This is a genomic window from Roseofilum halophilum BLCC-M91, from assembly GCF_030068445.1.
In the GTDB taxonomy this organism is placed as follows: Bacteria; Cyanobacteriota; Cyanobacteriia; order Cyanobacteriales; family Desertifilaceae; genus Roseofilum; species Roseofilum halophilum.
On sequence record NZ_JAQPOK010000126.1, the window covers coordinates 1 to 8,435 of the forward strand.

Annotated in this window: 6 protein-coding genes, 1 tRNA gene and 2 pseudogenes; 4 read left to right on the forward strand and 5 right to left on the reverse strand. The window is 47.7% G+C overall.

From position 1 onward, the window contains the following. Together PJF56_RS22235 and PJF56_RS16675 are read left to right on the forward strand one after the other, a co-directional pair. Positions 1–140 (forward strand): annotated as a pseudogene (locus tag PJF56_RS22235) (RNA-guided endonuclease TnpB family protein); the annotation flags it as partial. Positions 141–372: 232 nt separating this feature from the next. Continuing rightward, positions 373–3,165 carry a CHAT domain-containing protein gene (locus tag PJF56_RS16675; protein WP_283763825.1) on the forward strand — a complete coding sequence of 931 codons (2,793 nt, stop codon included), beginning with the start codon at positions 373–375 and terminating at the stop codon, positions 3,163–3,165. Between the two features lie 37 nt (positions 3,166–3,202). Here the strand turns inward: PJF56_RS16675 and PJF56_RS16680 are convergent, their stop codons facing one another. Beyond that, positions 3,203–3,916 carry a hypothetical protein gene (locus tag PJF56_RS16680; protein WP_283763826.1) on the reverse strand — a complete coding sequence of 238 codons (714 nt, stop codon included), beginning with the start codon at positions 3,914–3,916 and terminating at the stop codon, positions 3,203–3,205. 105 nt (positions 3,917–4,021) lie between these two features. Between PJF56_RS16680 and PJF56_RS16685 the strand changes: the two genes are divergently transcribed. After that, the gene (locus PJF56_RS16685; RefSeq protein ID WP_283763827.1) at positions 4,022–4,621 is read left to right on the forward strand and encodes a 7-carboxy-7-deazaguanine synthase QueE; all 600 of its coding nucleotides are present in this window, start codon (positions 4,022–4,024) and stop codon (positions 4,619–4,621) included. A gap of 38 nt (positions 4,622–4,659) precedes the next feature. Here the strand turns inward: PJF56_RS16685 and PJF56_RS16690 are convergent, their stop codons facing one another. Together PJF56_RS16690 and PJF56_RS16695 are read right to left on the reverse strand one after the other, a co-directional pair. Further along, on the reverse strand, positions 4,660–5,628 hold the full coding sequence (locus PJF56_RS16690; protein ID WP_283763828.1) for a type II secretion system F family protein: 969 nt from the start codon (positions 5,626–5,628) through the stop codon (positions 4,660–4,662). Between the two features lie 10 nt (positions 5,629–5,638). Next, the gene (locus PJF56_RS16695) at positions 5,639–6,532 is read right to left on the reverse strand and encodes an AEC family transporter (RefSeq protein WP_283763829.1); all 894 of its coding nucleotides are present in this window, start codon (positions 6,530–6,532) and stop codon (positions 5,639–5,641) included. A gap of 275 nt (positions 6,533–6,807) precedes the next feature. Here PJF56_RS16695 and PJF56_RS16700 point away from each other — a divergent pair. Beyond that, positions 6,808–6,896: transfer RNA gene (locus tag PJF56_RS16700), tRNA-Ser, on the forward strand. A 108-nt stretch (positions 6,897–7,004) separates the two neighbouring features. Here PJF56_RS16700 and PJF56_RS16705 read toward each other — a convergent pair. Both PJF56_RS16705 and PJF56_RS22385 read right to left on the reverse strand, forming a co-directional pair. Continuing rightward, positions 7,005–7,781, reverse strand: a complete 777-nt coding sequence (locus tag PJF56_RS16705) for a helix-turn-helix domain-containing protein (RefSeq protein WP_283763830.1) — start codon at positions 7,779–7,781, stop codon at positions 7,005–7,007. A gap of 534 nt (positions 7,782–8,315) precedes the next feature. Continuing rightward, a pseudogene (locus PJF56_RS22385) lies at positions 8,316–8,435 on the reverse strand (IS4 family transposase); the annotation flags it as partial.

Here is an 8,435-nt window from a genome sequence, read left to right on the forward strand (position 1 = left end):
TACACCATGACCGAGATATCAATGCCAGCAAAAACATATTGGCCGCAGGACTTGCGGTGTCAGTCTGTGGAGCGAGTGTAAGACCAGAGCAGAGTAAATCTGTGAAGGCAACTGCTATGAAGCAGAAACCTAAATTGTGAGATTTAGGAATTACCGTCCTTCTAGGGCGGTGAGGATGTCAATATAGGTAGGTTCATCAACTGTGAGAACAATTGCTTTTTTCTTCAGTATTTCTGACGCTCATCAGGAGAATGGGTTGGTTAAAAATTCCTAAAATAGCACATGAGTCAAAAATTGCTCTGTTTTCCCTTATGGCCAATTAATTCTTGCGTATTCCCGATGGGGATGGTTCTGTTTAGCCTGACAGGAGTAATGGCAAAATCATCTTTTCCCATCGAGTATAGCCATAATTTACCCCACTCTGACCGGATGTCCACTTTATCCCAATCGGCGATCGCCAAAACGGTCGATCCAGATTCTGCTGACTCCATTTTTCAACAGGCCCTGGAATGGTATCAACAAGGAACAGTGGCAGGGTTTGAGCAAGCCATTCCCCTGCTGAAAACGGCCTACCAATTGTATCAAGAACAGGGTCAGATGCAACAATCGGCATTGAGTGGTTTATTGTTAGGGATTATCTATAAAAATTTAGGACAATTAGAACCGTCTTTAGAGTATGTGCAAGAGGCTTTAGCCTTTTATGAACAAAGTGCCGATCGCGTGGGAATGGCCGATAGTTTGAACCAAATGGGTTTAATTTATCAAGTCCAGGCGGATATGGATCGGGCACTCGATGCCTATCGTCTGGCGCTCGATCTCTATCAACAGGTTGGAGATACTGGGGGAGAGGCCTATACGTTTAATAATATCGGTGTGGTCTACGATCGCCTGGGTCAGTATCAGCAAGCGTTAGATTACTATAACCGCGCCCTACCCCTCTGGCGCGATGTGGAAGATGGCTATGGGGAAGCGACGACGTTAAATAATATCGGGGTCATTTACGATCATTTGGGGGAGTATGACCAGTCTTTGCAAGCCTATGAAAAAGCGCTGCTTACTTATCGCACCGTGAAAGATCGGTTGGGAATGGCGCGGACGTTGAATAATATGGGGTTGTATTATGATGCGGTGGAACTGCCCCAACAAGCTCTGACTTATTATGAACGGGCGCTACCCTTGTGGCAGGAGGTAGGCGATCGCCCTGGTGAAGCGAGTACCCACAATAATATCGGTTATGTGTACGCCAATCGGGGGGAGTGGCAGGAAGCCTTGAGTTATTATCAGCAAGCGCTACCCTTGTGGGAGGAAGTGGGCGATCGCAAGGGAAAGGCAAGTACCTTAAATAATATGGGTTATGTCTATGCCAACCAGGGGAAACCCGAACAGGCCCTAGAGTATTATCAACAGGCTTTAAGTATTCGGCAAGCAATTGGCGATCGCCCCAAAGAAGCCCTGAGTTTGTATCGTATCGCCCAAGTGCAGCAGGAACAAGGGCAGTTAGAAGGGGCATTGGAGACGTTGAAACCGGCGATCGCCATTATCGAAGATCTGCGGATTAAAGTTGCCAGTCAAGAGTTACGCACCAGCTTTTTTGCTTCCAAACAGGACTATTACGAATTTTACATCGATCTGCTGATGCAACTGCACCAGCAGTTTCCCCAACAGGGCTATGATGCCCAAGCCTTGCAGGTGAGCGAACAGGCTAGAGCCAGATCGTTGTTAGATATTCTCGCAGAAGCTCAAGGGGACGTGAGCGCGGGAGTGAACCCCACCCTGCTAGAGCAGAAAAAAAAGTTGCAACAGCAACTGAGTCTTCAGGAAGAGCGCCGCATTCAGATTCTCAGCCGCTCCCATATTCAACGGGAAGCCCAGGAGATTGAAGAAACCATTAAAACCCTTCTCGACCAATACCGAGCCGTCCAAGCCCTGATTCGCGTCTCTAGTCCTCGCTATGCCGCCCTCACCCAACCCCAACCCCTCACCCTAGAGGAGATCCAGACCCAGGTTCTAGACGAGGAGACCTTGCTCTTAGAATACTTTTTGGGCAAAGAACGAAGTTACCTGTGGCTCGTCAGTTCTACGGGGATTAAGAGCTATGAACTGCCGGGGCGCGAAACCCTAGAACAGAGTGCCCGTGACTTTCGGGATGCCCTCACCATTCCCATTCAACGGATACGCCGTAAGGTAATGGAAAAAACCGCGTTTGCCCTCAGCGAGCAGATTTTGGGGCCGGTAGCGGAGGAGTTAGGGGATAAACGATTGGCGATCGCCGCCCATGGAGCCTTGCAATATGTCCCGTTTGCTGCTCTTGCGGTTCCGGATCTACCAGAATATACACCCCTGATCGCCCATCACGAACTCGTTAATCTGCCCTCTGCATCCACAGTAGCCATCTTAAGACGGGAAACCCAAGGACGTAGCCGCGCCCCCAAAACCCTGGCTGTGCTTGCCGATCCGGTATTTGGGCAAAATGATGGCCGGGTGAGCAGCACTAGCAGAGGAAAGGCACAACCCTTACCGCCAGATTTGGAGCGATCGGCCAAAGAATCCGGTGTTTTATTTGACCGTCTCCCCTATACCCAACAGGAAGCCGAAAGCATTTTAGCCCTCGTTCCGACTCCAGAACGTCTTGAAGGCTTTGGATTTAGGGCCAATCGCGAGTTGGCAATCAGTCAGGAACTCTCCCAATATCAGATTATCCACTTTGCCACCCACGGCCTATTAAATAGTACCAATCCCGCCCTATCTGGGCTAGTTTTTTCCTTAGTGAATCCTGATGGCGAACCCCTGAATGGGTTCTTAAGGCTCCATGATATTTTCAACTTAAACTTACCCAGTGAATTAGTAGTTTTAAGTGCCTGCGAAACCGGTTTAGGACAAAACATCAAAGGAGAAGGATTAATCGGCTTAACGCGAGGATTTATGTATGCCGGATCGCCCCGTTTAATCGTCAGTTTGTGGAGTGTTGATGACCAAGCAACTGCCAAATTAATGATTGATTTTTACCAAACCTTATTAAAAGAAGGAAAACCCCCCAGTCAGGCATTGCGTGAAGCCCAGTTAAAAATGTGGGAAACAAACCAATGGTGGCAACCCTATTATTGGGCAGCATTTACGTTACAAGGAGAGTGGATCGATTATAGCACTTCGCGCAATGATGGCTAATCGGTAATGAGTCATAGAAAAACCATTTTTTCAACGATTAGAATAAGTTAAATAAATTAAACCGATAGCCCACGCCTAAAACAATTCCGACTTCAGTTTTGCCGTCAACAAACCCCGTATTCACTCGCACGGTTCCCATGAAATCTCTGGAAAGGGGGACATCAACACCGCCAACGATTAAGCCGTGAAAGCGCCATTCATCTTGAGTCGTTACTAAGGTTCCTCCGCCTAAAAAAGGCATGGCAACGACTTCTTGAGTCTGACCATTTCTGATGGGAAATTCACCCGTTAGGGCAAACATACTCGCCGTTTGCTTGCCGAAAGAGGTGGCATTATGCAAGGTCAGATATTCGCTCAATGCTCCTTTGCTCATTAAAGAGAAACCGCCACTACCTAAGGCGGTTTCTCCATCGGTTAAGCCGATGGTTCCCCCAATACCAAAGTAACTGCCTACGGGGGGTCTGGGATCGGATAGGCTAGTCTGTTGTGCGGTGGGTTGCTCTGGTTCCACGGACTCGGTGTTGGGTGAAGGAGAGAGGGGAACAGGGGGAGGGGGTTCAAGTTGTTTTTCGGCAGCGCTGGCTGGGGTTGGCTCTGGGGTAGGAGCGCTGATAGTGAGATAATTTCCATACATTACCCTCGTGGTTTGAGCTTGGGCCAATTGTAGGGGAGAATTTGCCCCACCGATTCCCCCCCAGAATGCGAGTAATGCGATCGCTTTACACCCTAGTTTACACCCGATATGATTCATGATTTCCCCCTTGGGTTGATGGCAATAATGCTTGGTTATTATAACCCAAGGGGCAGCAAAACTGTTAAACTGGAGATTATGTTTGTATGTAATTGATGGCGATCGGTGAAAAGTTACCCCATTGTAGAAACGTTTCATTCTATCCAAGGAGAAGGCTATTGGATGGGACGGAATGCATTTTTTATTCGCCTCGGAGGGTGTGATGTGGGATGTTGGTTTTGTGATACGAAAGAGTCTTGGCCGATGGACAAACATCCCCAATATTCCGTTGAGCAATTGGCTCAAGAAGTTTTAGCAGTCAATCCGAGCATGGTGGTGATTACTGGGGGCGAGCCGTTAATGCATGATTTGCATGAATTGACGGAGGGGTTAAGGGCTTTATGTGGTCTACCGTTGCATTTAGAAACGTCGGGTGCTTATCCATTTTCGGGGACATTTGATTGGGTGACGTTTTCGCCGAAGCGGTTTAAGTCTCCGGATTCGAGTATTGGCGATTATGTCAATGAATTAAAAGTGGTGATTACTGGCGCTGAGGATCTAGAATGGGCACAGAAATATGCCCAATGGGTTGATGACAAGGTCGTTAAGTTCTTGCAACCCGAATGGAATAGTTCAGAGACGATTGATTTAACGGTTAAGTTTATTTTGCATCACCCAGAGTGGCGGATGAGTTTACAAACCCATAAGTTTTTGGGTTGGCCTTGAAGATTGGGTTTGATTTCTATGACTGCTTAAACTAGGGCTTAAAACGGTGAAGGGTTAGTCGCATTCAAGAGGACAAACATCCCGCGAATACAGACGATCGCGATCAGGTTACTCAAGGCCAAAATGCTGATTAAGCGTAAACTGCTGGCCATAAACTTTAATCCTTTTTCCAATTCTGTCTGGTAATGTTCGCCGATTTGTTGCCAAGCAAGGTCGAGTTCTCCTGTTTCTTCCCCCGTGCGGAGAAAGTCGATCGCCAGGGGAGGGAAAATGCCTTGTAAGGTATCACTTAAGGTTTGCCCTCGCCGCATTTGCCGGGTAATTCGGGCTAATTGTTTTTTGATGCCTACATGGGGGGTCTGTTGCTGAACCCATTCTAGGGCCGTGAGGATGGGCATTCCAGAGCTTAGGGGTAGGCGTAATTGGGATAAATACCAAAGGGTATGGGCTTCAATAAAGAGACGCACGAGGGGGAGATAACTGCCCATTTTGAAGAGGGTGGGGGCCAAATAGCGAGGCAGGGAAAAAACCACAATCCATAAGGAAAAGGCGATCGCCGCACTCTGAAGCCAAAACATCGGATACAGTAAGGCGGCTGTATTGGCATTCAAAATTCCTGCCACTAAGGTTAACAGACTCCACAGCGCCAATAAGCTACTATTACGAATCGATTGAGAATAGGTCTTCCATTTCCCTTTGGTCTCGGTGATTTCGGCTAAAATCCGGCAGGTTTCCACTAGGGTTCCTCGGGTTTCAGCTAACCGAATGACAGAGATCGTCCAAGGGTCAAAGTAGGTTTGCCGTTTGCCCTCAGCAGCAGTGCGAACCGTGAGCGCAGAGGCGAGATCCTGGCCGTTGCGTAGGGCGCGACTGGCTCCTTGAAGATAACATTGGAAATGGCGATCGCTCTCCCGTCCCGCTAAGGTTAACCCTTGTCTGAGGCTAATTCCAGACTGGAGTAACTCGGCTAAATTCGTAAAGAATAAGACTTTTTCTTGGGTTTTCAATGCCCTACTCCTAAAGCATCAAGGTTACCCACAGGACTAACGGGAGGGTGACTAAAGATAGAACTGTAGACAGTACCACTGTACGAGCGGCCCATGACGCATCCCCCCCAAATTGAGTCACTAACACCACCGTGTTCACTGCGGTGGGCATTGCACTTTGCAAGATCAACACTTGCACATCCAGCACCTCTAGTCCTAAACTTCGACCCACACTATACGCAATTGCTGGGGACACTAGCAAACGAATGATTGCCGTAATGGCCTCATAGACTCCTATTCTAAAGGTAGTGGTACTCAATTGAATGCCCAGGACAACTAAAGCAATGGGGATCGCAGCACTTCCTAACAGGTCTAACCCATCATCGAGTCGTAAGGGCAGGTCAATGGAAAATACGCGCAACAGCAACCCAGCCACCATCGCCCAAATCAGGGGTAATTTGATAATCAGACGCAGACTCTCTCCCAAACCTCCCCCTTGCAACAAAGCTGGGCCCGTGGAAAAAATAATTAAACTCGATACAATTAAGCATACGATCGCCCGGTCTAAACCCGCTTCTCCTAACGCAAAGGTCGCAAACGGCAGGCCCATATTTCCCGTATTGGCAAACATGGAAGTAGCGATAAAACTTTTTTGCACTCCCGATTTAAGGTTCAGTAAGGCGCTAATTCCCTGAGACACCCCATACACCAAGAGCGAAGTAATCAGATATCCGATAATCAAACCCAGAGTCGTGTCAGTGGATAACTGGGCTTGATAGAGACTACTGGAAATTAAAGCAGGAGTCAGAATATAGACCGCGAGTTGAGACAGGGTCGAGCGCTCCAGAGTCAAAGTCCGACCGGCAATCATGCCAATGGAAATAATGAAAGTAACCGGGACTAAGGCAGATAAAATAACATTCATTACTTATAGCGCTAGGCAAAAGGCAAGAGCTAGGCAATAGGTAAAACGAGGAAATTATGACATTACCCATCAAACCCATCAAACCCTGAAACATCGCATCCGACCCATTGTAGAGCATTTCTTGAAAACGGATGCCGATCGCCAAAACACGATTGCGGGCATCTTTCCCGCTTCTTGAATCCCATTAACCCGAACTTCGGGTTGACTTAGTACGTGAACTTATGATAGAGTTGTAAACTGGTGGGTAAATAACCTACCTCCCATCAGTTTCCCCTGGAGAGGTGGCCGAGTGGTTGAAGGCGCAGCACTGGAAATGCTGTAGGGGGGGTGACCTTCCTCCGGGGTTCAAATCCCCGTCTCTCCGTTATCCTTACTCTGTATGACTTTTAGCTAAAAGCACCCTCTAGAGGGTGCTTTTATGGTCTGCCTATATGGTTGAAAGTGGTTGAAAAGGTGGTTGAACTCTCAGCTCTCACCTTTTCTGCACAAGAGCGACCGGTGAGCGGCGAGCAATCCGGCGGAATTCAAGGTCTTTTCCCGTAACTTGGCTTGATCGATACTCCTCATAGCCAGCTCTATTCTGTTGCCTCCAGGGGTGATCGGGAGGAACCTCCCTTTTCTTAATCGCCTCTTCCCTCTCCCGCATCAATTCGGGATGAGATTTCCTTAGCTCTTGCTTCAATCCCTCAAGCTTGGACTTGCCCATCGCCCAGAATTCGGGGGTGTAATGCTTGTACTGCAAGAGATCTATTATTATCTGGCTATCGGGGGGGAATTCAGTAGAAAGCAATGCTTCCTTGGCTTTCTGTATTGCTTCCTCGGTAAACCCCTGCTCCATCCGTCGGGCGACAGCCCTCTCCATCCGCTCTCTACGTTGTACCGGGTGGTCGCTTGGACAACGATATGGCCCTTCATTCCTGAAAAGGTCTGATTGTCTTCTGACCTTTCCTTCCATCTTAAAATCAGGGCTTGGCTCATATCCCCCTTGTTCATAGTTGTACCGGATTAGCCCAATACGGATGGCTTTACATGCAGCTACAGTCAGCACCCTACACGGATTCAATGACTCAGGGTCAGAGTACACCAGCAACTTGTCATATAGCGCTTTGATTCGGCTTTTAACCGAATCAGCAGGCATCCCTTGTTCCTTGGCTATCTGCTTGTAAGTCAACCCGTTTACCGCATAACAAAAAGCCTCTGTCTGTTCTTCACGGGGGATCAACCAAATGTCATCATCAGGGTGAGTCATGCTAAAATCTCTCTAATCTAAGTGCAAGAAAACAGGGGGGATACCCCCTGTTTTTATTGAAACTTTACATGACACTCTCCCCCAATCACTCCCCATCACTTGTTAAGGGGTTAAGGGGGGGGTGTTTGCGTTTCTCACAGTAAAACACCTCCATCATGGGGGCAAGAGTTTTTGTATACGGATACTTGATGGGTACGATCGACTACAGTATATGCCTCAACTGTACAAGCTACCTTCAAATTACTTCTAATTATGTAAAGGAATCCCTATAAGGATTACAAATTCTCTATAGTTCGTTTAGTGCTAAATTTTAGGGTGTAGGGCTACCCAAGAAGCAGCCCTAGGAGTACCCAATTACTCCCTTATATTCTCCAATTTCACTATGGCAACCCTATTAGGAGTGTGATATTAGACTTTCTTGCAGAACCCATCATCTAGGCTCCAACTCATCAGAAGAGCAGCGAAGGACGTTTGAATGCTTAAACCCTAGGTCTGGGATTTCTATACTCCATTCCTTAAGGGGTGACAAGGAGACTAAAGAGTAGACTGTATAAGGGATAGAACCCTTAATCCCTTCTGGAAAAATAAGCGCTTATGAGGTTTAGAATCCATCAGTTCTTGAGCCAAAGAAGACCAACATTGAAAGGAGTGAAC

Coding starts and splice junctions, on each gene's coding strand:
- PJF56_RS16675 (WP_283763825.1), top strand. CDS start 373: ATGGCAAAATCATCTTTTCCCATCGAGTATAGCCATAATTTACCCCAC.
- PJF56_RS16680 (WP_283763826.1), bottom strand. CDS start 3,916: ATGAATCATATCGGGTGTAAACTAGGGTGTAAAGCGATCGCATTACTC.
- PJF56_RS16695 (WP_283763829.1), bottom strand. CDS start 6,532: ATGAATGTTATTTTATCTGCCTTAGTCCCGGTTACTTTCATTATTTCC.
- PJF56_RS16705 (WP_283763830.1), bottom strand. CDS start 7,781: ATGACTCACCCTGATGATGACATTTGGTTGATCCCCCGTGAAGAACAG.